Source organism: Loktanella salsilacus (assembly GCF_900114485.1).
In the GTDB taxonomy this organism is placed as follows: Bacteria; Pseudomonadota; Alphaproteobacteria; order Rhodobacterales; family Rhodobacteraceae; genus Loktanella; species Loktanella salsilacus.
On record NZ_FOTF01000024.1, the window covers coordinates 15225 to 38197 of the forward strand.

The 22973-nt window shown below is 61.0% G+C and carries 25 protein-coding genes and 1 other RNA gene; 18 read left to right on the forward strand and 8 right to left on the reverse strand.

Annotated elements, in window-relative coordinates:
* Positions 1-9: 9 nt before the first annotated feature.
* The 4 genes from BM131_RS16400 to BM131_RS16415 are packed head-to-tail and all read right to left on the reverse strand — an operon-like array spanning position 10 to position 3257.
* Positions 10-1206, reverse strand: a complete 1197-nt coding sequence (locus BM131_RS16400) for a trans-sulfuration enzyme family protein (protein ID WP_090191203.1) — start codon at positions 1204-1206, stop codon at positions 10-12.
* Positions 1206-1727, reverse strand: a complete 522-nt coding sequence (locus BM131_RS16405; RefSeq protein ID WP_090191204.1) for a gamma carbonic anhydrase family protein — start codon at positions 1725-1727, stop codon at positions 1206-1208. The genes BM131_RS16400 and BM131_RS16405 overlap by 1 nt, the downstream gene beginning before the upstream one ends.
* Entirely contained in the window at positions 1724-2365 is a 642-nt protein-coding gene (gene gmk / locus BM131_RS16410; protein ID WP_090191205.1) for a guanylate kinase, read from the reverse strand. Before gmk ends, BM131_RS16405 begins: the two co-directional genes overlap by 4 nt.
* 4 nt (positions 2366-2369) lie before the next feature.
* Positions 2370-3257 carry a YicC/YloC family endoribonuclease gene (locus BM131_RS16415; protein ID WP_090191207.1) on the reverse strand — a complete coding sequence of 296 codons (888 nt, stop codon included), beginning with the start codon at positions 3255-3257 and terminating at the stop codon, positions 2370-2372.
* A gap of 185 nt (positions 3258-3442) precedes the next feature.
* Between BM131_RS16415 and BM131_RS16420 the strand changes: the two genes are divergently transcribed.
* Positions 3443-4123 carry a PAS domain-containing protein gene (locus tag BM131_RS16420; protein ID WP_090191209.1) on the forward strand — a complete coding sequence of 227 codons (681 nt, stop codon included), beginning with the start codon at positions 3443-3445 and terminating at the stop codon, positions 4121-4123.
* A gap of 643 nt (positions 4124-4766) precedes the next feature.
* Here the strand turns inward: BM131_RS16420 and BM131_RS16425 are convergent.
* Positions 4767-6137 (reverse strand): class II 3-deoxy-7-phosphoheptulonate synthase, encoded by a 1371-nt coding sequence (locus BM131_RS16425; protein WP_090191210.1) that lies wholly within the window; start codon positions 6135-6137, stop codon positions 4767-4769.
* Between the two features lie 192 nt (positions 6138-6329).
* Between BM131_RS16425 and BM131_RS16430 the strand changes: the two genes are divergently transcribed.
* The 16 genes from BM131_RS16430 (at position 6330) to BM131_RS16505 (ending at position 19208) form a co-directional block, all read left to right on the forward strand.
* A complete protein-coding gene (locus BM131_RS16430) occupies positions 6330-7331 on the forward strand; it encodes a GlxA family transcriptional regulator (RefSeq protein ID WP_090191244.1) in 1002 nt (333 codons plus the stop codon).
* A 118-nt stretch (positions 7332-7449) separates the two neighbouring features.
* Complete coding sequence (locus BM131_RS16435) at positions 7450-8646, forward strand: ABC transporter substrate-binding protein (protein ID WP_090191211.1); 1197 nt, start codon at positions 7450-7452, stop codon at positions 8644-8646.
* Between the two features lie 84 nt (positions 8647-8730).
* Positions 8731-9516 carry an ABC transporter ATP-binding protein gene (locus BM131_RS16440; RefSeq protein ID WP_090191212.1) on the forward strand — a complete coding sequence of 262 codons (786 nt, stop codon included), beginning with the start codon at positions 8731-8733 and terminating at the stop codon, positions 9514-9516.
* Between the two features lie 115 nt (positions 9517-9631).
* Positions 9632-10453, forward strand: coding sequence for an ABC transporter ATP-binding protein (locus BM131_RS16445; RefSeq protein ID WP_175499398.1), 822 nt, complete (start codon positions 9632-9634; stop codon positions 10451-10453).
* Between the two features lie 31 nt (positions 10454-10484).
* Positions 10485-11495 carry a branched-chain amino acid ABC transporter permease gene (locus BM131_RS16450; RefSeq protein WP_090191214.1) on the forward strand — a complete coding sequence of 337 codons (1011 nt, stop codon included), beginning with the start codon at positions 10485-10487 and terminating at the stop codon, positions 11493-11495.
* The gene (locus BM131_RS16455) at positions 11492-12826 is read left to right on the forward strand and encodes a branched-chain amino acid ABC transporter permease (protein WP_175499400.1); all 1335 of its coding nucleotides are present in this window, start codon (positions 11492-11494) and stop codon (positions 12824-12826) included. Before BM131_RS16450 ends, BM131_RS16455 begins: the two co-directional genes overlap by 4 nt.
* 79 nt (positions 12827-12905) lie before the next feature.
* A complete protein-coding gene (locus BM131_RS16460; protein WP_090191215.1) occupies positions 12906-13568 on the forward strand; it encodes a phosphatidylserine decarboxylase in 663 nt (220 codons plus the stop codon).
* A gap of 4 nt (positions 13569-13572) precedes the next feature.
* Positions 13573-14298 carry a CDP-diacylglycerol--serine O-phosphatidyltransferase gene (pssA, locus tag BM131_RS16465; RefSeq protein ID WP_090191217.1) on the forward strand — a complete coding sequence of 242 codons (726 nt, stop codon included), beginning with the start codon at positions 13573-13575 and terminating at the stop codon, positions 14296-14298.
* Positions 14299-14324: 26 nt separating this feature from the next.
* Complete coding sequence (locus BM131_RS16470) at positions 14325-14942, forward strand: class I SAM-dependent methyltransferase (RefSeq protein ID WP_090191249.1); 618 nt, start codon at positions 14325-14327, stop codon at positions 14940-14942.
* Positions 14943-14959: 17 nt separating this feature from the next.
* Positions 14960-15311, forward strand: a transfer-messenger RNA (tmRNA) gene (gene ssrA, locus BM131_RS16475).
* A 105-nt stretch (positions 15312-15416) separates the two neighbouring features.
* Complete coding sequence (locus BM131_RS16480; RefSeq protein WP_090191219.1) at positions 15417-16151, forward strand: phytochelatin synthase family protein; 735 nt, start codon at positions 15417-15419, stop codon at positions 16149-16151.
* Positions 16152-16159: 8 nt separating this feature from the next.
* Positions 16160-16819 (forward strand): DUF1194 domain-containing protein, encoded by a 660-nt coding sequence (locus BM131_RS16485; protein WP_342713985.1) that lies wholly within the window; start codon positions 16160-16162, stop codon positions 16817-16819.
* A gap of 67 nt (positions 16820-16886) precedes the next feature.
* Complete coding sequence (locus BM131_RS16490; protein ID WP_090191222.1) at positions 16887-17360, forward strand: SspB family protein; 474 nt, start codon at positions 16887-16889, stop codon at positions 17358-17360.
* A 36-nt stretch (positions 17361-17396) separates the two neighbouring features.
* Positions 17397-18788 (forward strand): class II fumarate hydratase, encoded by a 1392-nt coding sequence (fumC, locus tag BM131_RS16495; protein WP_090191223.1) that lies wholly within the window; start codon positions 17397-17399, stop codon positions 18786-18788.
* Positions 18789-18798: 10 nt separating this feature from the next.
* Positions 18799-18981, forward strand: a complete 183-nt coding sequence (locus BM131_RS16500) for a DUF4169 family protein (RefSeq protein WP_090191225.1) — start codon at positions 18799-18801, stop codon at positions 18979-18981.
* Positions 18982-18989: 8 nt separating this feature from the next.
* Positions 18990-19208 (forward strand): ribbon-helix-helix domain-containing protein, encoded by a 219-nt coding sequence (locus BM131_RS16505; protein ID WP_245754278.1) that lies wholly within the window; start codon positions 18990-18992, stop codon positions 19206-19208.
* On the opposite strand, the gene BM131_RS16510 is transcribed toward BM131_RS16505, so the two are convergent.
* Genes BM131_RS16510 through BM131_RS16520 form a run of 3 tightly spaced genes read right to left on the reverse strand, consistent with a single transcriptional unit; the run spans position 19205 to position 22584 of the window.
* Complete coding sequence (locus tag BM131_RS16510; RefSeq protein WP_090191228.1) at positions 19205-20554, reverse strand: cytochrome P450; 1350 nt, start codon at positions 20552-20554, stop codon at positions 19205-19207. The genes BM131_RS16505 and BM131_RS16510 overlap by 4 nt on opposite strands.
* Entirely contained in the window at positions 20551-21789 is a 1239-nt protein-coding gene (locus BM131_RS16515) for a hypothetical protein (RefSeq protein WP_090191229.1), read from the reverse strand. Before BM131_RS16515 ends, BM131_RS16510 begins: the two co-directional genes overlap by 4 nt.
* Positions 21790-21828: 39 nt before the next feature.
* Positions 21829-22584: a cytochrome c biogenesis CcdA family protein gene (locus BM131_RS16520; protein ID WP_090191230.1), complete on the reverse strand. Its 756-nt coding sequence runs from the start codon at positions 22582-22584 to the stop codon at positions 21829-21831.
* Between the two features lie 112 nt (positions 22585-22696).
* On the opposite strand from BM131_RS16520, the gene BM131_RS16525 reads away from it, so the two are divergent.
* The gene (locus tag BM131_RS16525) at positions 22697-22924 is read left to right on the forward strand and encodes a sulfurtransferase TusA family protein (protein WP_090191232.1); all 228 of its coding nucleotides are present in this window, start codon (positions 22697-22699) and stop codon (positions 22922-22924) included.
* The last annotated feature ends 49 nt before the right edge of the window (positions 22925-22973 follow it).

Genomic DNA, 22973 nt, shown 5'->3' on the forward strand with positions numbered 1-22973 from the left:
GGTCGGGCCTTACGCGCCTTTGCTGGCGGCGGCGACGGCGGCGCCAAGTTCGCTGATCAGCAGATCCGCGTCCTCTACGCCGACGGACACGCGGAAAAACCCTTCGGTGATCCCCAGCGCGGCGCGGCCTTCTGGCGTCAGGCCGCGGTGCGACGACGACGGCGGGTGCGACAGCGTGGTGCCAATGTCGCCCAGCGTTGGGGCAAAGGCGATATCAGGGGCCGCGCGGGTCAACAGGTTCGCCGCCTCGCGCCCGCCATGCAGGGCAAAGGACACCATATTGCCGCCCTGCCCGCCCAGCAGCGCCACCGCGCGGTTGTGGTCCGGGTGATCGGAGCGGGTCGGATACAGCACCTTTGCCACGCCCGGCATATCCGCCAACGCATCGGCCAGCCTGCGCGCGTTATCCTGCGCCGCGCGGTGGCGCAGATGGAACGAATGCAGGCCGCGCTCCGCCAGCCAACAATCAAACGGGCTGGGCGTCAGGCCCCATGTGACATTGGCGTCATTGATCTGGCGGCGCAGGTCTGGGTCTTGCGTCGCGACATAACCCAGCGTGGCGTCCGAATGGCCGGCCAGTAGCTTTGTCACCGAATGCACGGTAATATCCGCGCCAGCGGCCAGCGGCAGGTATGCGGCAGGCGTGGTAAAGGTGTTGTCGACGACGACCAGAATGCCGCGCGCCTTTGCCATGGCGATGATGCCTTCCATATCCGCGACGCGGATGGTGGGGTTGGACACCACTTCGACAAGGATCATGCGGGTGTTGGGGCGGATCGCCGCCTCCATCGCGCTGGCATCCGTGGGATCGGCCAAGGATGTCTCAATCCCCAAGCGCGGCAGGTCTTGCGCCATCAGACGCAGACTGCGGCCATACAGCTGATCGCCGCCCAGCACGTGATCGCCCGCCTTCAGCAGGCCCAGAAACACCGCGCCAATCGCCGACATGCCAGAGCCGGTGATGATCCCGCCGCCGGACGCCGGATCGACGCCTTCAAGCATGTCGATCTTTTCGGCCAGCACTTCGGCGTTAGGATGTCCTTCACGCGCATAGGTGTAGCCAGATGCATCCGCATACTGCGCATCCAGCGCGTCGGGATCGGGGCTGCTGTACACGACGGATGGCTGCAGCGGTGTCACAACAGGACGTGACACGGACGTCGGCCAGCCGGTGCGGCGAACGATAGACTTCAAAGGGGCTTTCATCAGATTTCTTTCAAATCGCGGGCAAAACGCGCCGCATTTTCGCTGTAATGAATGGCAGACGCACGCAGGCCGTCAATCGCCCGCTGGTCTAGGTCGCGCACCACCTTGCCCGGCGCGCCCATCACAAGGCTGCCGTCGGGGATGACTTTGCCTTCGGTGATCAGCGCGCCTGCGCCAATCAGGCAGTTTTCGCCAATCACGGCGCCGTTCAGCACCGTCGCGCCCATGCCGATCAGGCTGTTCGCGCCAATGGTGCAGCCGTGCAGCATGGCCTTGTGGCCAATGGTGCAGCCCGCGCCAATGGTCAGCGGAAAGCCCATGTCGGTGTGCAGCACGCAGTTTTCCTGAATGTTGCTGCCAGCACCGACCTGTATCAGTTCGTTGTCGCCGCGCAGCACGGCGCCGAACCAAACGCTACTGCCCGGCTCTAGCCGGACGCGGCCCATGACTTGCGCATTGGGGGCAACCCAAGCGTCATCGGCCAGCGACGGTGTCAGTTCGCCTAGGGCATAGATGGTCATTCGCCGCGCTCCTCAAATTCGCTTTGCAGGGTCCGGACGTGGTCCAGCAGGTCGGGTTGCTGCGCGCGGCGCAGACGTTCGGCGCTGATGATGGTGCGCAGTTTGTCTTCGGTCGCGTCCAGATCGTCGTTCACAAGGACATAGTCGTAACCGTCCCAATGGCTGATCTCGTCCCAGCTTTTCTGCATCCGCTTGGTGATGGTTTCTGCGTCATCCTGCCCGCGCCCGACAAGGCGGCGGTGCAGTTCGGTGATCGACGGCGGCAGGATAAATATCGATAAAACAGCGTCTTGCAGGTCGGAGTTGCTGATCTGCTGCGCGCCTTGCCAGTCCACATCGAACAGCACATCGCGCCCCGCCTCGATCGCCTTTTGCACGGGCGCTTTGGGGCTGCCGTAGTAGTTGCCGAACACCCGCGCATGTTCCAGCATGCCGCGATCATCGACGAGTTTGCGAAAGGCCGGCTCGTCTACGAAATGATAGTCGGTGCCATCCACTTCGCCTGCCCGCGGTGCGCGGGTCGTGGCCGAGACGGAAAAGGACAGCGTGTCATCCCAGGCCATCAGGCGTTTCGCCAAGGTCGATTTGCCAGCGCCGGACGGCGACGACAGGATCACTAAAAGGCCGCGTCTTGCCAAGGGGTTACTCCACGTTTTGAATCTGTTCGCGCATCTGGTCGACGACCAGTTTCAGCGCAAGGCCAACCTGCGTCAGCTCCACGTCTTGCGACTTGGCGCAGAGCGTATTGACCTCTCGGTTGAACTCTTGCGCCAGAAAATCAAGGCGGCGGCCAGCGGGGCCGTCGTCTTCGATGATGTCCCAAGCGGCGGCGACATGCGCTTTCAGGCGGTCAAGCTCTTCGGTCACGTCCTGCTTGGTGGCCAGCAGCGCCAGTTCCTGCACCAGCCGCGCATCGTCGGCGGCGGTGACTTCCATGATCTTGGCGTAGGCATCGCGCAGGGCGGTCCGGACCTTGGGCTTACGCGCCTCGGCCAGCGCATGTGCTTGGTCGATCAGCGCGCGGGTGCGGTCCAATTGGTCGGCGATAATATGCTGCAGCGCGGCCCCTTCATGGGCGCGCATTGCGGTGAAATCCGCCAGCAACGGACCAATGTCTGTGGTCAGCGCCGCGTGCAGGTCCGGATCGCTATTGGCCGATGCCGCCTGCCCCAAAACACCCCGCGCCGATAGCACGTCAGCCGCCGTCGGCTGGCCCAACGTCACACCCGCAGCAAAGGCGCGTTCTTGTACCAGATCAAGGGCTTGCAGGACGCGGTCAAGCTGCGCCTCGTCGATGTTCAGCGCAGCCGCGCCATCGATGCGCGTCACCTTTAGGGTCACGGTCACGGTGCCCCGGTGCAGCGCCTTTCCCAGCGCTGTGCGCAGGGTCTGGTCCAGCTTGTCCATGCCGTCCGGCAGGCGCGTGCGGATATCCAGACCGCGCCCGTTCACACTGCGCAGATCCCAGTGCCAGCTGGCGGTATCGGACTGGCCGGTGCGGCTGGCATAAGCCGTCATCGAATGGGTCATTGCACTATCCCTGATTACACCGTCCCACCTAAGAGAATTCCAGCCGTGGGGGCAAGAGGCGGGCGGCGCCTTGAGCAGATTAACCCGTTAAGACTTTCTTAAGTGATTTTGCTTAGTTCAAAGTTTAATATTCTCTTAACGACATCGTCCACCCGCCGCATCAGCCGCACGGACCGGGTCACAATATGAAAGAGAGTTCTATGTTCAACGTCATCGACTTGCCCCGCCGCAACACATCGTCCCGCGTCCACACGCAGGCCGCGGCCCCCGGCCATCGCCTGCCAGAGGCAGAGCGCGCTGTGCTGAAGTTGCTGGAAGACGATTGGCGTCAGATTTGTAGTGGAGAGATCGTCCCGTCGCATGCGCAGCTTGACCCGCACGCCCTGCACAATGCGCTGCCTCATGCGTTCCTATTGCACCGCACGGCACCCGGCGCGGTGCGCATCCGGGTCGCTGGCCAGCGGCTGCATGATCTGCTGCGGATGGACCCGCGCGGCATGTCGTTCGGATCATTCTTTAGCGCTGCCGCACGCGATACCGTGATGGATATCGTCGACACCGCCTTTGACGGCCCCGCAATCGTTGGCCTGCCGATGACCGCATCACGCGGTTTGGGCCGCAAACCGATGCAGGCAGAGCTGCTGCTGCTGCCGATGATGGACGCGCAGGGTCAGGTCACGCGCATGATGGGTGCGCTGGTCGCGGCTGGCCCGCTCAGCAATCGCCCCTATCGCTTTGATATCGCTGGCGATGCTGTGCTGCGTCACGACACGCTGAACCTGCCTTTCGTCGAACGCCGCGGCATCCGCGCCCGTCCTATTCCAACGGACAAGCCTAGTTTGCGGCTGGTGGTCGACAACGGGTAAGGCCAGCCTGCGATGATAAACGACCGGTTTCGGGCCTTAGCGCCTGTTTGCGGTCGGACAAAACCAAGCGCTGCAAGTGCAGATTATAAAACGCCTGCAGCCGCTAATTCGCCGAAATACACCTTGTGGTTGTGGTCGATATTTGCAATTCAGCACGTGGCTGTTGCTGAATTGATCGTCAGTCACGACACGCATTAAAGCCTACGTTTTCATTATTTTCTTTACGTCGCATCGAAAAATTCAATTCATTGATGGCTTTAACGCCAAATTATATTTGAGGGCACCATGGGACTGTTTTCATCGTGTAAGCACGAGTGGTCAGGTTCGAGCCGTATTGCCGGGCTCAGCGGGCTTAGCCAAGTTTACGAACATACCTGCACAAAATGCGGAAAGAAGGGGCTTTGCAGTCCTGTCGTCGTGGATTCGGGGGTCGATTCGTATCAGCAATGCTCTGTTTGCAAACAGGTTACGGCCTAAGCGGGACGTCTTTTGAAATTGGACTGACTTTGACGTAAGTATGCGCCGTACTTACCAAAGCCCGCTTTCTTACTTTAGATATTTCCAAAACCCCTTTTCACATTTCCGCAGGGCAAACAAAAAAGGCACCCCGCAGGGTGCCTTTTTCAGTTCTATGCCAGCAAGATCAGCTCGCCTTGGCTTGCGCCAGTTTCTCGCGGCGCTGACCTAGCTCTTCTGCGACCAGAAACGCCAGTTCCAGCGATTGGCTGGCGTTCAGGCGCGGATCGCAAGCGGTGTGATAACGGCTGGACAGGTCTTCGTCTGTCACAGCGCGCACGCCGCCGGTGCATTCGGTCACGTCTTTGCCGGTCATCTCGAAATGCACGCCGCCGGGCACGGTGCCTTCGGCGTTGTGGATGTCAAAGAATTCGCGGACTTCGCGCAGCACGGATTCGAACGGCCGGGTCTTGTAACCGGTCGACGATTTGATCGTGTTGCCGTGCATCGGATCGCAGGACCAGACGACCTTTGCGCCCTCTTCTTCCACGGCCTTGATCAGGCGCGGCAGGTGATCGCCGACTTGGCCGGCACCGAAGCGCGCGATCAAGGTCAGGCGGCCCGCCTCGTTTTCCGGGTTCAGCGTGTTCATCAGCGCCTTCAGGTGGCCAGACGTCATGCTTGGACCGCACTTTAGACCGATGGGGTTCATCACGCCTTTGCAGAATTCGACATGCGCGCCGTCGGGCTGACGGGTGCGATCGCCGATCCAGATCATGTGACCAGAGCCAGCCAGCCACTTGCCAGAGGTGCTGTCGATACGCGTCAGCGCCTCTTCATACTCCAGCAGCAGCGCTTCGTGCGAGGTGTAGAACTCGACCGTTTGCAGCTCGTGATTGGTCTCGGTGCTCAGGCCCGCGGCTTCCATGAAGTCGAGGGTATCGCTGATCCGGTTGGCCAGATCGCGGTACTTTTCAGCCTCTGGCTTATCGGTAAAGCCCAGCGTCCAAGCGTGAACCTTGTGCACGTCCGCATAGCCACCGGTCGAGAATGCGCGCAGCAGGTTCAGCGAGGCCGCTGCCTGCAGATACGCCTGTTCCATCCGCGCCGGATCGGGGATGCGGGATTCGGGGGTGAAATCGAACCCGTTAATGATGTCGCCGCGGTAGCTGGGCAGCTCTACGCCGTCCACGACTTCGGTCGGGGCGGAACGCGGCTTGGCCATTTGACCTGCCATCCGGCCCAGTTTCACCACAGGCACCTTGGCACCGTAAGTCAGAACCATCGCCATCTGCAGCATCACCTTAAAGGTGTCGCGGATGCCGTCAGCGCTGAACTCAGAGAAGCTTTCGGCGCAATCGCCGCCCTGCAGCAGGAACGCTTCGCCCCGGCTGACCTTGCCCAGATGCGCCTTCAGGCGGCGCGCTTCGCCCGCAAAAACCAGCGGCGGATAACTGGACAGCTTCCCCTCGACCAGGCCAAGTGCGGCTGCGTCGGTATAATCAGGCATCTGAACCCGCGGCTTGTTGCGCCAGTCCGATTTTTTCCAGTCCGTCATCGTGCGTCTCCTGCTCTTCGCATTGCGAGGGGCGCTTATAGTCGCAACAGGCCACGGGGCCAATGGCAAATCTGGAAACCTTTAGGGGTCAAATGCGTCATAATATGTCGCGAAAAACAGATCAGATGACGATTGGCCCTTGCCGGGACGCTGGGAAACCTTTTGGGTTTTCTTAACCTTACCGGAGACACCATGCAGGCCGCGCCCCAGATCCTTGATATTCGACACAGCGGCACGCCGCGGCGCTTTGTATTCGTGCTGCTGGATCAGTTCACCATGCTGTGCTTTTCCGCGGCCATCGAAAGCCTGCGCATTGCCAACCGCACGGCGGGTCGTAAGCTGTATGATTGGACCATCGTTGGCGAAGGCGGCGTGTCTGCGACCTGTTCGAACGGCTGCACCTTTCAACTGGACAGCGACCTGATCGAGCTGGACCGCGAAGACACGGTCATGCTGTGCGGCGGCGTTGATATTGCCGAAGCTACGACGCGTAAGATGTTGAATTGGCTGCGAAGAGAAGCGCGCCGCGGGATTACCGTCGCGGGCCTGTGCACGGCCGGATACACCATGGCCCGCGCCGGTTTGCTGAACGGGAAACGCGCGACGATCCATTGGGAAAATCAGGACAGCTTCCTTGAAGAATTCGAAGACGTTGACCTGACCAAGTCGATCTTTGTCATCGACGGAAACCGGATTACAACGGCGGGCGGCACGGCCTCGATTGACCTTATGTTAAAGATTGTCGCCGATGATCACGGCGAGGATCTGGCCAATGCTGTCGCCGATATCTTGATCTATTCGTCGATCCGCACCGACCAAGACACGCAGCGGTTGTCGATTCCCACCCGGATTGGCGTGCGGCACCCAAAACTGTCCCGCGTGATCCAGCTGATGGAAAACAATATCGAGGACCCGATCAGCCCCGCCACCTTGGCGCAAGAGGTCGGCATGTCGACTCGGCAACTGGAACGGCTGTTCCGCCGTTATCTGTCCCGTAGCCCTAAGCGTTATTATATGGAGCTGCGCCTGTCCAAGGCGCGTAACCTGTTGATGCAAACGGATATGACGGTGATCAACGTGGCGCTGGCCTGCGGATTCGCCTCGCCCTCGCATTTCTCGAAGTGTTACCGCGCCCATTACGACACAACGCCCTACCGCGAACGGGGTAGTCACGGCGGTCGCACGCCGGTTTAACCTTTTGCAGGGCGAACGCCGCGTGAATTGCGCAAATCCCGCACGAAGGCCGCTTCACAATCTGTTTACGCCTGCTAATCTGCGCGTCAGAACAAAAAAACCAACTGGGAGAGTTAAGATGAACAAATTGTTGTTGGCCACTGCGGCCACTGCACTGTTGTCGGGCGCGGCCTTTGCCGAATCCCACACCGGCGACGTCAAAATCGGGATCGAGCTGGGCTTTACCGGCCCGCTGGAATCCATCACCCCCGCAATGGCTGCTGGCGCAGAGCTGGCGATTGCTGAAGTCAACGCTGCTGGCACCCTGCTGGACAACGCGACTGTCACTGTCGTGCGCGCCGATTCCACCTGCGTTGACGCTGGTGCCGCAACTGCCGCTGCCGAAGGTCTGGTCACAGGCGACAAGGTCAACGCGATCATGGGCGCTGACTGTTCCGGCGTGACCGGCGCGGTTCTGCAGAACGTCGCACGCCCCAATGGCATCGTGATGATCTCGCCCTCCGCGACATCGCCTGCTTTGTCCGCTGCTGAAGACGACGGCCTGTTCTTCCGCGTGGCACCGTCCGACGCGCGTCAGGGCGAAGTCATGACCGACGTGCTGGTTGAGCGCGGCGTCAAATCCGTCGCTGTGACCTATACCAACAACGACTACGGCAAGGGTCTGGCCGATGCGTTCCAAGCGTCCTTTGAGGCTGCTGGCGGCGAAGTGACAATTTCCGCAGCGCATGAAGATGGCAAAGGCGATTACTCGTCCGAAGTCGCAGCACTTGCGGCTGCTGGCGGTGAAGCGCTGGTCGTGGCCGGTTACACCGACCAAGGCGGCAAAGGCGTGATCCAGAACGCTGTCGACACCGGCGCGTTTGAAACTTTCGTTCTGCCCGACGGCATGGTTGGCCAGCAGTTGGTTGACGATATCGGCGACGCGCTGAACGGCTCTTTCGGTCAGCTGCCCGGCACTGACAGCTCTGGCGCGGAAACGTTCCTGGCGATGGCAACCGAGGCTGGCTTTGACGGCACCGGCGCTTACGCGCCTGAGTCCTATGACGCCGCTGCATTGATCATGCTGGCGATGGAAGCTGCTGGGTCCAACCAGTCCGCTGACTTCAAGGACAAGGTCATGGACGTCGCCAACGCACCCGGCACCGAGATTTTCCCGGGCGAGCTGGCCAAGGCGATCGAATTGTTGAAAGCGGGCGAAGATATCGACTATGTCGGTGCGACCGCAGTCGAGCTGATCGGCTCTGGCGAATCCGCTGGTAACTTCCGCGAGATTGAAGTCAAAGACGGCGCAATCGAGACCGTTAAGTACCGCTAAACGCGGACTATTGCGGCGCGAGAGCAATCTCGCGCCGTTTTCATTTGTTATATCTGCGGCCATGCCGCGCCGCCGGGGACCTGCATGATTGTTGTTGAAAATCTGGTGAAAACCTTTGGTGGTTTTCGCGCCGTGGATGGGGCGAGCCTGAGCATCGCCGAGGGCTCTATCACCGGTCTGATCGGTCCGAATGGCGCAGGAAAAACCACGCTTTTCAACGTGATCGCGGGCGTTCTTCAACCAACGTCTGGCCGTGTCACGATGCAAGGCCACGATATCACCGGTCTTGCGCCGCATGATCTGTTCCACCGCGGTTTGCTGCGGACCTTTCAGATCGCCCATGAATTTCCGTCGATGTCTTGCCGCGAGAACCTGATGATGGTCCCGGGCGGGCAATCGGGCGAAACCTTGTGGAACACCTGGTTTGGCCGCAAGCGGATCGCAGACGAGGAACGCGCGCTGAAGGCGAAGGCCGACGAAGTGCTTGATTTCCTGACCGTATCGCATCTGGCCGACCATAAGGCGGGTCAAATCTCTGGCGGGCAGAAAAAGCTGCTGGAACTGGGCCGCACCATGATGGTCGACGCCAAGATCGTGTTTCTAGACGAGGTTGGCGCTGGCGTGAACCGCACACTGCTGAACACCATTGGCGATGCGATCATTCGCCTGAACAAAGAGCGCGGCTATACTTTTGTCGTGATCGAACACGACATGGATTTCATCGAACGCCTGTGTGATCCAGTGATCTGTATGGCCGAAGGCAAGGTTCTGGCGCAAGGCACATTGGCCGAGATTAAGGCCAACGAGCAGGTGATCGAGGCCTATTTGGGCACCGGTCTGAAGAATAAAGATCAGGTGGCAACCGTATGATAAACCTGCGTTTGTTGCTGGCGGTGTCAGGGGGCTGTCTGCCCCCTCTGCGCGTGCGCGCATTCACCCCCGAAGGTATTTGTGACCAGAAGAAGACCCGGATGGGGGATATGGCATGACGGATAATCCTTATCGGGATGATCGCGGAAATAATGATCGCTCGATCACCAAATCGGGTGGCGGCGTGGCGCAACCTGTGACGTCTGGACAAAGCAGCCCGGCCCCCGGCACGCCGTTTCTGATTGGCGATGCGATGACGGGTGGTTACGGCAAGGGGCCGGACATCCTGCACAGCTGCACCATCGCGGTCGAGCCGGGCGAGATTGCGGTCATTGTCGGCCCCAACGGCGCTGGCAAGTCCACAGCGATGAAGGCGATGTTCGGGATGCTGGATGTCAGGTCCGGCCGCGTGATGCTGGACGGCGAAGATATCACGGCCCTGTCCCCGCAGCAGCGGGTGGTCAAGGGTATGGGCTTTGTCCCGCAGACGCATAACATCTTTACGTCGATGACGGTGGAAGAGAACCTAGAGATGGGTGCCTTTATTCGCCGGGACGATTTTCGGGATACGATGGCGCAGATCTATGACCTGTTTCCGATCCTGAAGGAAAAGCGCCTTCAGCCCGCAGGCGAGCTATCTGGCGGTCAGCGCCAGCAGGTCGCCGTTGGCCGCGCGCTGATGACCAAGCCGAAAGTGCTGATGCTGGACGAGCCGACCGCTGGCGTCAGCCCCATCGTCATGGACGAGCTGTTTGACCGCATCATCGAGGTTGCGCGCACCGGTATCCCGATCCTGATGGTGGAACAGAACGCCCGGCAAGCGCTTGAAATTGCGGATAAAGCCTATGTTCTGGTACAGGGCGCGAATGCCCATACCGGGACGGGGAAAGAGCTGCTTGCGAACCCAGAAGTTCGCCGCAGCTTTCTGGGGGGATGACAATGTTTGACCATTTGACCAAGGACCAGCCATGGAATTTCTAAACGGACTGGTGTTCCTGACCAACTTCGTCATCGTCCCTGCCCTTGCTTATGGCGCGCAGCTTGCCATTGGCGCGCTTGGCGTCACGCTGGTCTATGCGATCTTGCGGTTTTCCAACTTTGCCCATGGCGACACCATGGCCTTTGGCACGGCGGTCACGATCAAGGTGACGGCGGTGTTGGTGGCGATGGGGATCACGCTGGGGCCGTTGCCGACGGCGCTTCTGGCGATGCCGGTGGGGATTTTGGCGACCGGGCTTTTGGTGCTGGGCACCGACTGGCTCATCTATAAGTTCTACCGCCAGCAAAAGGCCAAGCCGGTGATCCTTGTGATCGTGTCGCTGGGTGTGATGTTCGTGATGAACGGGCTGACCCGCGTCTTTATCGGCGTGCGCGATATTCAGTTTGCTGATGGTGCGCGTTTCCTGATGACGGTCCGCCAGTTCAAGGACTGGACCGGGCTGGACGAAGGTCTTGCCATCAAAACCACGCAGGCGATCACGCTGGTGACGGCGGCCATTACCGTGGCGGCGTTGTTCTGGTTCCTGAACAAGACCCGCACTGGCAAATCCATGCGTGCCTTTTCCGATAACGAGGATCTGGCATTGCTGTCCGGCATTGACCCCGACCGTGTCGTGCGCGTCACATGGTTGATTGTGGCGGCGCTGGCGACGATTGCGGGCGTTTTGTACGGCCTTGATAAATCGTTCAAAGCCTTCACCTATTTCCAGCTGCTTTTGCCGATTTTCGCAGCGGCCATTGTGGGCGGCATCGGCAACCCGGTGGGCGCGATTGCGGGCGGTTTCCTGATCGCCTTTGCCGAAGTCACCGTGACCTATCCGCTGAAAAAGGTGCTGACCTACTGGCTGCCGGACGGGATGGGGCCGGATGGCCTGGTGCAGTTGTTGTCTGGTGACTACAAATTCGCGGTCAGTTTCATGATCTTGCTAATCGTGTTGCTGTTCAAACCGACCGGCCTGTTCAAGGGGCAAAACATATGACCGATACACTGCGTACCAGCCTTTTTGCGGTTTTCGTCGCCCTGCTGATCCTGGGCACCGGGTTTTTGGATAACTGGAACCTTGCGCTGGTCATCCTGAACTACGGCTTGATTTCCGCGATCATGGCGCTGGGGGTGAACCTGCAGTGGGGCCTCGCGGGTCTGTTTAACGTGGGCGTCATGGGCTTTGTCGCGCTTGGTGGCCTTGCCTCTGTTTTGATCACGATGCCTCCGGTGACCGAGGCGTGGGCCGCTGGCGGCGGGCGTGTGTTGCTGGGGCTTGCGATTGGGGCGGCGGCGATTGCCGTGCTGGTCACGGTCTACAAACGTATGGCCAAGGGCCGGACGCGCAATCTGGTGATGATCGTGCTGAGCATCGCGAGCTTTTTCGCCTTTCGCACCGTGTTCGACGGCGGCGTGTCAGCCATTGAAAGCGTGAACCCGTCGCTGTCAGGCTATTTGGGCGGTCTGAACTTTGGCGGCGACGCAGGCCGCGATTGGTGGTGGATGCCGATCATCGCTTGGCCCGTCGGCGGCTTGCTTGCCGCGGGTGCGGCTTGGGCGATTGGCAAGGTGGCGCTAGGGCTGCGGTCTGACTATCTGGCCATCGCGACCCTTGGTATCGCCGAGATTATTGTCGCTGTCCTGAAGAACGAAAACTGGATGTCGCGCGGCGTGTTGAACGTCACCGGCCTGCCCCGTCCTGTCCCGTACGAGACGGATTTGCAGGTCGATCCCGCCTTCGTCACGGCGGCAAACGATCTGGGCATTGATGCAACCACAGCGTCGACGCTCGCGGTCAAACTGCTGTATGCGGGCCTGTTTTCCGTGTTCCTGATTGTGCTGCTGCTGCTGGCGCAGCGCGCGCTGCACAGCCCTTGGGGCCGCATGATGCGCGCGATCCGCGATAATGAAGTCGCGGCTGAGGCGATGGGCAAGGACGTGACCCGCCGGCATTTGCAGATTTTCATCATCGGCTCGGCCATTTGCGGGCTTGCGGGCGCGATGATGACGACGCTGGACGGGCAGATGACGCCTGCCGCCTATCAGCCGCTGCGCTTTACCTTTCTGGTCTGGGTGATGGTGATTGTCGGCGGGTCCGGCAACAACATCGGCTCTGTGCTGGGGGGCATGTTGATCTGGTGGCTTTGGGTGGCTGTGGGTGAATATGGCCCCGATCTGATGATCTGGGCGACCTCTGCCCTGCATGCCGAGAGCGCGCTGAAGGCAAGCCTGATCGATTCCGCGCCGCAGATGCGGTTCTTGGTGATGGGCACTGTTTTGCTACTGATTTTGCGCTTTAGCCCGCGCGGGATTTTGCCCGAAAAATAGACGCAGGGCGTCAATCGCCTTGCGTTCGCGCGCCCTGCCCCTATGACGGATGCGACCGTTAAGGGGCAGGAGCGACGCGATGGACATGGCCAGCACTTTCATCAAACCGATGCATCCAGAGGGGCGCAAGTTTGTCGCGATCTTTGCGGTGATCGCCTTGATCCTATTCGTGATTTGGGAACCGCTGGGCTGGTTGGGCGTGTTGATGACCGTCTGGTGCTATTACTTCTTTCGTGACCCAGAGCGTGTGACGCCGGACCGCACTGACCTTGTGATCAGCCCCGCTGACGGCGTCATTTCCCTGATTGAACCCGCTGTTCCACCAGCAGAGCTGGGCATGGCCGACACGCCCCTGACCCGCGTCAGCGTGTTTATGAACGTGTTCAACTGCCACGTGAACCGCGCGCCTGTGGGCGGCACGGTGCAGGCCATCGCGTACCGGCCCGGCAAGTTCTTTAACGCATCCCTTGATAAGGCCAGCGTCGATAACGAGCGGAACTCTGTCCGCATCACGATGGCCGACGGGCGCGACATCGCCGTTGTGCAGATTGCTGGCCTTGTGGCACGGCGCATCGTCTGTTTCACCAAGCCGAACGAAGTTCTGGCGCCGGGCGAACGGTTTGGTCTGATCCGCTTCGGCTCTCGGCTTGATGTCTATCTGCCGGAGGGCGTGGAGCCGATGGTCGCCATCGGCCAAACGATGGTCGCCGGTGAAACTGTCATCGCCGATCTGAAGGCCTGAGGTTATGGCCCGCGCCCCGCGCCGCGACGTCGCCCTGCTGCAACTGCTGCCGAATGCGCTAACGCTGACGGCGATTGGTGCCGGGCTGTCGGCGATCCGGGCTGCGGTCGAGCATGACTTTAAGACCGCCGCCTTGCTGCTGCTGTTTGCCGCCTTGCTGGACGGGGTGGACGGGCGTCTTGCGCGAATGCTGGGCAGTCATTCCAAGGTCGGGGCAGAGCTGGACAGCTTGGCCGATTTCGTCAACTTCGGCGTTGCCGCGCCGCTGATGCTCTATTTCTGGGCGCTGCAGGACTATCGCAAGATCGGCTGGATCGCCGTGCTGATCTTTGCGGTCTGCTGTGTGCTCCGGCTGGCGCGGTTCAATGTGGATGCGAAATCGGGGGACGCGGTAAAAACCTCTGACGATTTCATCGGGGTGCCGTCGCCTGCGGGCGCGATGCTGGTGTTGCTGCCGATGTTCACGTCCTTCGCTTTTGCCGACGCGGCCTTGCTGCCGGACCCGTTGCTTTGCGTCTATATGGCGGCGATCGGGCTTTTGATGATCAGCGGCATTCGCACGTCATCGTTTAAATCGCTGCGCATCGCGCCGGGCAATATCCGCTATGTTTTGCTGGGGGCCGTCGTGCTGATTGCCGCCGTGCTGACCTATCCTTGGATTACCTTGGTCGCCCTGTGCGCGGCTTATATCGTCGGCGTCGTCTGGGGCAGTTTGCGCCGCCCCGGCTGATTTTCAACTGCGCTTATGGGATGATTATGGATATCTCTGCTGTCGAAAAAAGCTATGCCCGCTGGGCCCCAGTCTATGACCGTACCTTTGGCGCGCTGACCACGATTGGCCGCAAGCGCACCGTTGGCTATATCTGCGAACGCGGCGGCGACGTGCTAGAAGTCGGGGTCGGCACGGGCCTAGCGCTGCCGCTGTATGACGACCGCGTCAGCGTCACGGGGATTGATTACAGCACCGATATGCTGGCCAAGGCCCGGGCGCGCATCGCGGGTGCAGGGCTGTCCCACGTCAAAGAGCTGCGCCAGATGGATGCGCGCACGCTGGATTTCCCTGACAACAGCTTTGACACGATTGCGGCCATGCATGTGCTGTCCGTCGTGCCAGAGCCAGAGCGCGTGATGGCCGAGATCGCCCGCGTGTGCAAACCCGGCGGGCAGGTTGTGATCGCAAACCATTTCCAGCGCGACAAAGGATTTCTGGCCGGGGTGGAACGGGTCTTTGCCCCGCTTGAAAACCTGCTGGGCTGGCATTCGGATTTCCGGATGCAGACGGTGCTGTCGGATACGCGCCTATCCGTGCTGACGCAGCACGCGCTGCCGCCGCTGGGGATGATGACGTTTTTGGTGCTGCAGAAGGCCGTGTAGGCAAAAGGTCACCCGCGCCCCTTGCCACCGCCCGCATAGGCCCCTATCTGTAAGGTGTCCTTCGGGACTATGGACATAAACGCGCTCGTAATAAGCGGATCGGACCCGGGGGCGGTACCCGGCGTCTCCACCAACACTCTGGTCATTTGCCAGCGATGGGGACGAAATAGGATCGACGAACGTCTAAAGGGGTTATGCTTTGGCTCGGTGAGTTACCACCGTTATCGGTACAAAAAAGCTAGTTGCAAATGACAACAAAGCACCGATGGCCCTCGCAGCGTAAGCTGTGCGGAATATCGAAACCTTAAGCCCTGCGGTTTTGCGACCGTAGGCGGGGTCCGCAGGTACCTGGCAACAGAAACCTGCACCTACCCCCCCCCTCTACTTCATTTCTACCCGCAATTATCTGGCTTCCGCGTGCGATGCCGCAGGTCTAGCCTGCTGGTAGAATCGCCAGTTGTGAAAGGGTCATCAATGCGTCTGGTTCTTCCTTTTATCCTGCTCGCTGCGCCGCTTGCCGCGCAGGATGCCGCGCCAAAGCTGGGGCCAAACGCGGTGCCGATCACATCGGATAACGCCTATTTGCGCAGTGCGGATGCCCCCGATTATTGGGCGTTCGCACCATTCGTGAAGCCGCAGTTCACCACCTCTGCCTGTTCTATCGCCACCGTGACTGCTGCGCTGAACGGGCTGACCGGCCTTGCCCCAAATGCCGAAGACATGGTGATGACGCAGCAAACGCTGCTAGAGCTGACAGACGATGCCACATGGTCCGCCTTATCAGCCGAAGGCGGTGACGGCGTCATGTTTCAGCAACTGGTAGACTACACCAAGCTGGCGCTGACCAAGACCGGCATGGACCGCACCGTCACCGCATTGCATCCCGCCGAGGTCACGCCAGAGACGACCGAACAAGTCCGCGCCATGCTGGCCGCGAATGAAGCCAGCGCCGACAACGCGCTGCTGGTGTATTTCAACCAAGGGGTCGTGACAGGTGATTGGGACGGCCCGCACATCGCGCTGATCGGGGCATATGACGCGGAAAAGGACGCGGTTCTGATCCTTGAAGTCGATCAGGAATGGTACATCCCCTATTGGACGCCCGTTTCCGTATTGATGGACGCGATGGTCAAACCGACCAGCGCCGACCATGGCCCGCTGACAGGTGAAACCGGCGGCTTCGTGATGATCGAAGCCGCCGCCGTGTGATGGGCAAGGTGACGGGTTTGCGCGGCAGTTTGGCGCTGTGTCTGGCCCTGCTGCCGTCCCTGCCCGCCAAGGCTTGCGATGTCGCGTTGTTGCTCGCGATTGACGTGTCGAACTCTGTCGATTCTGCTGAATATCGCCTGCAAGTTGACGGTCTGGCCGATGCGCTGACCGATCCTGCGATCATCGACGCGCTGGTCGCGGGCAATAGCGCGATCAGCGTGGTGCAGTGGTCTGGCATCGACCGGCAAAGCGTCACCCTGCCGTGGTCCCGTATCGCCACCGCCCGCGATGTGGCCGCCTTGTCGCAATCCGCCCGCCTGATGCCCCGCGCCTATACCCTGTCCGGCACCGCCCCGGCCGAGGCGATTTTGTTTTCGCTGGCCAACTTCGGCCCCGTGCCCGATTGCAGCCGCCGCGTCATTGATATTTCCGGCGATGGCACGCCCAATATCGGCGCAGATGTGGCGTCAGCGCGCCAGCAGGCGCAGCGCGACGGGATCACAATCAATGCCATCGCCATCGAATCCATGGGCCTTGCCATCACAAATTTCTATGCGCGCCAAGTCATTACCCGCGACGGCTTTGTCGTGACCGCACGGCGGCACCGCGATTACCCGCGTGCGATCCGCGCCAAGATCCTAAGAGAGCTGGCAAAGGCCATCAGCTGACCGTCTGCCCTTTCATCCCGCCAAGATTTGGGTATTGTACCGCCGAACGGACAAAGGAAGACACGGCATGTCGCGCACTATCGACTATGGAAACCTGATGCACCGCGCCATGCGGAGTCTGATCCAAAACGTGTTGACGGACATCCAGAAGACCGGACAACTGCCCGGCGCGCACCATTTTTTCATCACCTTCGACACCCAGCACCCGGATGTCGAAATCGCCGATTGGCTGTCTGACCGCTATCCCGGAGAGATGACAATCGTGATCCAGCACTGGTTCGACAACCTTGAAGTCACCGACGAAGGGTTTTCGATCACGCTGAACTTTGGCAACGCGCCAGAGCCGCTGTATATCCCCTATGACGCGATCAAAACCTTCGTCGATCCATCGGTTGAATTCGGTCTGCGGTTCGAAACCCAGCCCGAAGACGGCGATGATGACGACGGCGCTGAGGCGCCCATGGACGAGATGGTCGAGCCTGAAGAAGACGCGCCCCGCAAGGACGCCGAAGTCGTCAGCCTTGATAAATTCCGCAAATAAGCGGGCAATTCCTAAAATAACAGCCGGGACAGACCTATGACCGATCAACGCTCCGAATCTGACAGCTTCGGCCCTATTGACGTGCCAGCAGACCGCTATTGGGGCGCGCAGACCCAGCGCAGCCTGCTGAACTTTCCCATCGGTTGGGAAAAGCAGCCCGTCGCCATCGTGCGCGGCCTTGGCGTGATCAAGCAGGCTTGCGCGACCGCCAATATGGCGCGCGGCAAGCTGGACGCGAAGGTCGGTGATGCCATCGTCGCCGCCGCAAAAGAGGTTGTCGCCGGCAAGCTGGACGATCATTTTCCGCTGGTGGTCTGGCAGACGGGTTCTGGCACGCAGTCGAACATGAACGCGAACGAGGTGATTTCGAACCGCGCGATTGAAATGCTGGGCGGCACGATTGGGTCCAAGGATCCGGTGCACCCGAACGATCACTGCAACATGGGTCAGTCGTCCAACGACACCTTCCCAACCGCAATGCACATCGCCGTGGCGCGCACCGCCCATGACGTGACGCTGCCCGCGCTGGAACATCTGCACGCCGCACTGCAAGCCAAGGTCGAAGAGTTCAGCGATATCATTAAGATCGGCCGCACCCACACGATGGACGCGACGCCGCTGACACTGGGCCAGGAATTTTCCGGCTACACGCACCAAGTCGCCATGGGCATCCGCCGCATCAAGGCCGCGCTGCCTGCGATTTATGAGCTGGCCCAAGGCGGCACCGCCGTCGGCACCGGTCTGAACACCCCCGTTGGTTGGGGCGAAACTGTCGCGGCCGAAATCGCTGACATCACCGGCCTGCCCTTCGTCACCGCGCCGAACAAGTTCGAGGCGCTGGCCGCTCATGACGGCTTGGTCGAGATTTCGGGCGCTTTGAAAGTCGTCGCCTCGTCCCTGTATAAAATCGCCTGCGACATCCGTTTCCTCGGCTCTGGCCCGCGCTGCGGTCTGGGCGAGCTGATCTTGCCAGAGAACGAGCCGGGTTCGTCCATCATGCCGGGCAAAGTGAACCCGACACAGGTCGAGGCAATCACGCAGGTCTGCGCCCATGTCATGGGCAACGACGCCGCGGTCGGTTTTGCAGGCAGCCAAGGCCATTTCGAGCTGAACGTGATGAAGCCAATGATGGCCTATAACGTGCTGCAATCGCTGCAATTGCTGGGCGACGCGTCGATGGCGTTTACCGACAACTGCGTCGTGGGCATCAAGGCCGACCGCACCCGGATCGAAAAGCTGATGCGCGAATCGCTGATGCTGGTGACCGCGCTGGCGCCGACCATCGGCTACGACAACGCCACCACGGTCGCGAAAACCGCGCATAAAAACGGCACCACCTTGAAGGAAGAGGCGATTGCCTTGGGCTTTGTTGACGCCGAAACCTTTGACCGCGTTGTGCGCCCCGAAGACATGATCGGCCCGAAGTGAACGGTTCAAAATGAACGCCAACACACCGATCAACCTGAACAAGGTGCGCAAGGCCCGCGACAGGGCCACTGAGAAGGCAGAAGCCGACGCAAACGCGGTCAAACATGGCCGCAGCAAGGCTGAACGCATGCTTGACGCTGCCCGCGCTGACAAGGCGCGGACCGCGCTTGATCAGGCGAAGTTCGAAGAATGAAGCCCCCGGTGTCCGCCCGCCCGGTCAAGCACTCCTTGACCTTAAGCGGGCACCGGACCTCTGTCTCGCTCGAGGATGCGTTCTGGCAGGCGTTCCGCGCCATGGCGGACCGCGATGGGCTGACGATCAATGCGCTGGCCGCGCAGATCGACGCGGATCGCGGCGATATCGGCCTTGCCTCTGCCATCCGGGTGCATGTGCTGCGCGACGCGCAACGGCGCGATTAACGCGGGCTAATCCGCAGCCACATGCCATTTGCCGTGCGCACGGTCAGATGGGCGACGGGCACGGGCGGGCGATCTGGGACCAGTTCAAACCGATAAGCCGCCAACATTTGCGCCAATAAAACAACGCCTTCAATCATCGCAAAGCCTGCGCCGGTGCAGACCCGCGGTCCGGCTGAAAACGGCATATAGGCCGTGCGCTGCCCTGTTTTGCCATTCTCGGTCTGCCAGCGGGTTGGGTCGAAATCGTCAGGCTTGTCCCAGATCCGTTCGTGCCGGTGCAGGTGCCACGGCGACAAGACAACCTGCGCGCCGGGTGTGACGTCGCGCTTGCGAAACACCTCTGGTATGGTGGTTTCGCGTACCATCATCGGCACAGGTGGATACAGCCGCAGGCTTTCGCGGAACACGTCGCGGGTAGCTTTTAGCGTCGATAGTCCGGCGAACTGGCCGTCCCAGACCTGCGCCTCTTCTGCGAGCTTGTCCTGCCATTCAGGATGCATCGCCAGCAAATACAGTGTCCACGCCAGCGCAGCGGCGCTGGTTTCGTGTCCGGCCAGAAAGAAGATCGCGACCTGATCGACCATCTGCGGCACATCAAATGTGTCGCCCGTATCAGGATCAGCCGTCGTCATGATCTTGGTCGCCAGATCATCTGGCGCGGTGCCATCCGCAATCTGCGCCAGCCGCGCAGCGGTCATGTCGGTGATCAAACTGCGGATCAGCCGCGCCGTCGCCCGCGTGTCACGGCGGAAAAACCGCGGCATCCAGCGCGGACCGGGGATAAAGGCGGCAAGGTTCAGGATCGGCTGGGTGCGCTGGTAGGTCTTGAAGGCGTCGAAAACACGGGTCGCAATCTGGTCTTCGATCGGGACGGAAAACAGCGTGCGAAAGATCACATCGGCGGCGGCGTGGCTCGTCTCTGGCTCTATATCGCGCGGGGTGCCGTCGGCCAGCGGGGCCATGCGGGTGACCGCCGCCGCCCCCGCCGCCTTGATCGCCGGAAAGGTATCGCGCAGCCGCCCGCCCGCAAAGGCGGGGTCAATAATGCGGCGCTGCTGCTTCCACAAATCGCCGTTGGTTAGGAACACCGAGTCCCCCAGCAAGGGGCGCAGCCCTGCGCCGATGCGGTCCGATTTGGGGAAATCATCGGGGCGTTCATTTAGCACCAGCCGGATCAGCTCTGGGTCATTCACCATATAGCTGCGGAAAAACGGCGTGCGAAACTCTGCCATCCACGCGCGATACAGCTTGGCGGGTTGCGCCGACAGAATATCTGCGCGGAACAGTTTTAAGTAGCGAAACAGCGATACCTTGTCCGGCCGCGCCGGCGGCTTGGCCGGAATCACAGAGCCATATCCGTGTATTTCGACGCTGGCACATCGATGCGAGAGGCCGAGGGCGCGCGGCCCTTATAGCGCTCTCCCAAGGTCAGCGGCCCTGCGGTGATGCGGAAATAGTCGTAGTCGCCGGGCCGGTCAAAGGCGCAGAGGTACTGAAAATGCAGACGGAAGAACTTCCAGCGCAATTCTTTCCAGCGTGCGGGCGACAAGGTTTTCGTAAAGGCGGCAGAGATGACCAGCGGCCAGCGCTTGTCCTTTGGTGCGACGCCAGACACCTCGACCGGATCGCACAGGGCAAAGGCGCAGCCGTCGCCGGGCGCTGTGACGTCGACCCATGGCATGTCGACGCGGGATAGATCGTGCAAATCGCGGCGCAGGCGCGTGGCACCGCGCAGGAATGACACCATCGGCACCACCTGCCCCAGCGACAAGAACGACAACGCCGGACCATCCGCAGGCACCCGGCCCGCGCGGTGCAGATCGGCGAGGATCGACACGCCGAGGTGCGCGCCGGATGAGTGACCGACGACCAACACCTCGTCCACGTCGGTCGCCAAGGCCGCTGCAATCTGGTCCGCGAACGCGGCCATGCGCTCTTCAAGTGCTGGCGGGTTCGCCCCGTTCCAGCGGGCGGAATATGCGTAGTCGTGCATCAGGTAATAGGCGAAAAACTTGCCGTCCTTGCGCTTGAACCAGCGCAAGACCGAGATGGCGACCCCCGCCCAAAGGGCGTAGGACACCAGCTTCACAAGAGTACCCAGCAGGCCGGACACGGGGATCAGGCCCAGCAGTTTCGCGGCCAAGCCGCCCAGCAAGATCGCTACTAAAAGCTGCACCAGCAACATGCCCACGGGATACAGCGCCGCAATCACGGGCCCTTTGCGCAGCCACATCAGCCGCCGCAGCGTGCCGCTGGCGATATAGGTGAAGGCCGTGCGCAGCAGTTGGCCGTAGGTCGCGGGGATCGAATGGGACATGCTGCTGCGCACGATGTCTGACCAGACCAGCACATCAACCTCTGCCGTCACCTGCGCCCCGTTCATTCCGGCAGCAACGTGCCAGCCATAGGTCTTGCCGCGCGGCTTTGGGGTCAGCGTCAGGTCATAGCCGCTGATCGCCGCCTGCGCGGTGCCTTCGGTGCGGTATAGCTCGCGGTAGCGGCGGGGATGAATCGGGTCATAGCCGGGGATGTAGAACACCCGCCGGCGGCGTACGGTTTGCTGATCGTCATGCTCGGTCATGCGCGCACCCTAGCGGGGAATGCGGGCGAAATTAAGCCGTTATCCGATTGCACCCAGCGCTGGAAACCGTTCCAGCAGCCAAAAACTGAAGGCGCTGAATTGGCCCGTGACCATCATCAGCCCGACCGTCCACAGCAGCAGGCCAGAGGTGCGTTCAATCCGCGCCATATGCCGCTTCATCCAGGCCATCGGCCCCTTCAGGCGCGGGAAAAACGCAGCGACTGCTAGGAACGGCAGACCCAGCCCCAGCGCATACATCGCCAGCAAAAGCGTGCCGCGCCCAACGTCGCCCTCTGACGCAGCAAGGCCCAGAATCGTCCCAAGGATCGGGCCAAGGCAAGGCGTCCAGCCAAAGGCGAAAGCAAGGCCAAGCACATAGGCGCCGAACGCGCTGCCACCGTTATCGCCGGTTGCGACTCGCGCTTCGCGGTCTAGGAACCCAATCCGGAACACGCCGATAAAATGCGCGCCAAAGATCATGACGACGACACCAGCGATGGGCACGAACCAGCCCTGCCATTGCAGCAAAGCCCGCCCCAGCGTTGAAAACGCCATGCCCAGCAGCAAAAAGACCGTCGATAGTCCCAGCACAAACATGAAGGCGGCCACCATCACCCGCCTGCGCGCGGCGGCGGTCTCGTCCAACTCGGTCACTGACACGCCGCCCATATAGGCCAGATACGGCGGCACGATCGGCAGCACGCAGGGCGATAGGAACGACAACAAGCCGGCGACAAGGGCGATGGCCATGGCGGGCACAAGGCTCGCGTCCATTAAGGCGATATTTTCGAACATGGGACCTCTTTGCGCGTGTTGGGATAGGCTTAGGCCATCGCGGCCCCCGCGTCACGCCGCGCGGTGTCACGAGGGCGTTTACAAAATGACACATCCGCCCTAGCGATAGGGCATGGATTATGATGCTGAACTCGACGCCACCGGGCTGCTGTGCCCCCTGCCCGTTCTTAAGGCGCGCAAACGCCTGTCTGCATTGGCCAGTGGCCAAGTGCTGCGGATGCGCGCGACCGATCCCGCCGCGATTATTGACGTGCCGCATTACTGCTTTGAGGCGGGCCATACGCTGGCCCTGACGCAGGATGAAGGCGACGTTCAGGTGTATTTTATCCGCAAGGCGTAAGCGACCAGCGCCCTACTCAATAGCAAAAAGGCGGACCTTGCGGCCCGCC

Bases quoted from the DNA above. Each gene is read 5' to 3' on its own strand.
- BM131_RS16500 (WP_090191225.1), top strand. From the start codon at position 18,799: ATGAACGCCAACACACCGATCAACCTGAACAAGGTGCGCAAGGCCCGC.
- BM131_RS16460 (WP_090191215.1), top strand. From the start codon at position 12,906: ATGGACATGGCCAGCACTTTCATCAAACCGATGCATCCAGAGGGGCGC.
- BM131_RS16405 (WP_090191204.1), bottom strand. From the start codon at position 1,727: ATGACCATCTATGCCCTAGGCGAACTGACACCGTCGCTGGCCGATGAC.
- BM131_RS16420 (WP_090191209.1), top strand. From the start codon at position 3,443: ATGAAAGAGAGTTCTATGTTCAACGTCATCGACTTGCCCCGCCGCAAC.
- BM131_RS16425 (WP_090191210.1), bottom strand. From the start codon at position 6,137: ATGACGGACTGGAAAAAATCGGACTGGCGCAACAAGCCGCGGGTTCAG.
- pssA (WP_090191217.1), top strand. From the start codon at position 13,573: ATGGCCCGCGCCCCGCGCCGCGACGTCGCCCTGCTGCAACTGCTGCCG.
- BM131_RS16440 (WP_090191212.1), top strand. From the start codon at position 8,731: ATGATTGTTGTTGAAAATCTGGTGAAAACCTTTGGTGGTTTTCGCGCC.
- BM131_RS16415 (WP_090191207.1), bottom strand. From the start codon at position 3,257: ATGACCCATTCGATGACGGCTTATGCCAGCCGCACCGGCCAGTCCGAT.
- BM131_RS16515 (WP_090191229.1), bottom strand. From the start codon at position 21,789: ATGACCGAGCATGACGATCAGCAAACCGTACGCCGCCGGCGGGTGTTC.
- BM131_RS16435 (WP_090191211.1), top strand. From the start codon at position 7,450: ATGAACAAATTGTTGTTGGCCACTGCGGCCACTGCACTGTTGTCGGGC.
- BM131_RS16445 (WP_175499398.1), top strand. From the start codon at position 9,632: ATGACGGATAATCCTTATCGGGATGATCGCGGAAATAATGATCGCTCG.
- BM131_RS16430 (WP_090191244.1), top strand. From the start codon at position 6,330: ATGCAGGCCGCGCCCCAGATCCTTGATATTCGACACAGCGGCACGCCG.
- BM131_RS16480 (WP_090191219.1), top strand. From the start codon at position 15,417: ATGCGTCTGGTTCTTCCTTTTATCCTGCTCGCTGCGCCGCTTGCCGCG.
- BM131_RS16470 (WP_090191249.1), top strand. From the start codon at position 14,325: ATGGATATCTCTGCTGTCGAAAAAAGCTATGCCCGCTGGGCCCCAGTC.
- BM131_RS16490 (WP_090191222.1), top strand. From the start codon at position 16,887: ATGTCGCGCACTATCGACTATGGAAACCTGATGCACCGCGCCATGCGG.
- fumC (WP_090191223.1), top strand. From the start codon at position 17,397: ATGACCGATCAACGCTCCGAATCTGACAGCTTCGGCCCTATTGACGTG.
- BM131_RS16400 (WP_090191203.1), bottom strand. From the start codon at position 1,206: ATGAAAGCCCCTTTGAAGTCTATCGTTCGCCGCACCGGCTGGCCGACG.
- BM131_RS16450 (WP_090191214.1), top strand. From the start codon at position 10,485: ATGGAATTTCTAAACGGACTGGTGTTCCTGACCAACTTCGTCATCGTC.
- BM131_RS16520 (WP_090191230.1), bottom strand. From the start codon at position 22,584: ATGTTCGAAAATATCGCCTTAATGGACGCGAGCCTTGTGCCCGCCATG.
- BM131_RS16455 (WP_175499400.1), top strand. From the start codon at position 11,492: ATGACCGATACACTGCGTACCAGCCTTTTTGCGGTTTTCGTCGCCCTG.
- BM131_RS16525 (WP_090191232.1), top strand. From the start codon at position 22,697: ATGGATTATGATGCTGAACTCGACGCCACCGGGCTGCTGTGCCCCCTG.